The organism is Blautia acetica (assembly GCF_038739805.1).
Lineage (GTDB): Bacteria > Bacillota > Clostridia > Lachnospirales > Lachnospiraceae > Blautia.
Genome location: NZ_JBBEWO010000044.1, coordinates 1 through 1,620, shown reverse-complemented (window position 1 = coordinate 1,620; position 1,620 = coordinate 1). Strand labels below are relative to the sequence as shown.

Below are 1,620 nucleotides of genomic sequence, written 5' to 3'. Positions count from 1 at the left end.
AAGGCGGTATTGCTCTTGCAAAAGAAGTTATCCGTCTGGTAGAAGAACCAAACGACTTTACCTTCTCTTATGAACTGGAAGGAAGCATTGAAGATAAATTAAACCAGATTGTACAGAAAATCTATGGTGGTAAGAGAGTAGTTCTGACAGCCAATGCGCAGAAACAGGCAGCACAGTTAGAAGCATTAGGATACGGAAACTGCCCAATCTGTGTGGCTAAGACACAGTACAGCTTAACAGATGACCAGACCAAACTGGGTGCGCCTACAGACTTTGAAGTAACCGTAAGAAACTTAAAGATATCCGCAGGTGCAGGATTTATCGTAGCATTAACCGGTGAAATCATGACCATGCCGGGTCTGCCGAAAGTGCCGGCTGCTGAAAGAATTGATGTGGATGCGACAGGAAAAATTTCCGGTCTGTTCTAAGAGTGAAATAAGAATACAGCTGCCGCATCATGCAGCCGTCTGGAAGATTCCGGATATATGCAGAGTGCGGCAGTTCTGTTTATATTAGGAGAGTTTGGGCTGGAAGGGAGTAGGTAAATATGTATAAAGATGAGTATAAGGCCGTATGTAATAGTGCGGCAGCAAAATTAAATTTATTGAAGAACAATCCTCTGGGATATTTTATGTCTGCTATTCTTGCGGGTGTGTTTGTGGCCATGGGGGGTTTTGTGGCATTTACACTGGCTGGTCATCTGTCAGGTGCAGAAATGACAGCGAACTGGGCGAAACCGGCGCAGAGTGCGGCATTTGCAGCAGCGCTTAGTTTGGTTATTATGGCAGGTGCAGACTTATTTACAGGAAATAATTTTGTTCTGTCGGCAGCAGTATTCAGAAAGACAGCCTCCTGGGGGGACGCTTGTAAATTATGGGGTATCTGTTGGATTGGAAACCTGGTTGGTTCGCTTTTATCATCTGCTCTTTTCGTGGCTGCAAAAGTTCCAACAGGCGGTATTGGTGATTACTTCGTAAACCTGGCAGTGAATAAGACCACCACGGCTCCTGTGCCATTGTTTGTCAAAGCAGTATTGTGTAATATACTGGTATGTCTTGCCGTATGGTGCGGAATCAAAATGAAATCTGAATCAGGCAAACTGATTATGATTTTCTGGTGTATCTTTGTGTTCATGGTATGTGGATTTGAGCATAGCATTGCAAACATGAGCAGCATCGGTGTTTCTCTTCTTACAGGAAAAGTTGGAATCGGTGCATATTGCTATAATGTCATTATCGTAACGCTTGGGAATATGGTTGGCGGTATCTTAGGTGTGGCACTTCCATATCATTTGATTTCAAAAGAAAAATAAGTACATAGAGAGAACTTTGAGGGGAGTAAAAGGCGCTGAACGCAGAATGCGGGTCAGCGCCTTTTTTGCGGTGCGCCTGGCGGCATTTGAACAATATTTTTAAATTACTGTATTGGTCTACACCCTTGCTTTATGGTATATCAGGATAGAATTTTATTTCTATATTGACTAGTGCATTGGCACGTATATATTTAGCATTACTGCCACTTACACGGAAGTGGCAGTAAATTTGGGATATAGCGAATTCAATTTGATTCGTGCATCAGCAGTTTTAAATTGCCAATCCACCTTTGCCGCCCTTGTATTAC

Annotated in this window: 2 protein-coding genes; both read left to right on the top strand. The window is 43.0% G+C overall.

Annotation, left to right across the window (positions count from 1 at the left end; all coding sequences use genetic code 11):
• Nucleotides 1-428: formate--tetrahydrofolate ligase (locus tag WBS51_RS15085; RefSeq protein ID WP_342694157.1), on the top strand; the 428-nt coding region annotated here is incomplete at its 5' end.
• 119 nt (nt 429-547) lie between these two features.
• Nucleotides 548-1,312: a formate/nitrite transporter family protein gene (locus WBS51_RS15080; RefSeq protein WP_173750333.1), complete on the top strand. Its 765-nt coding sequence runs from the start codon at nt 548-550 to the stop codon at nt 1,310-1,312.
• Nucleotides 1,313-1,620: the final 308 nt, after the last annotated feature.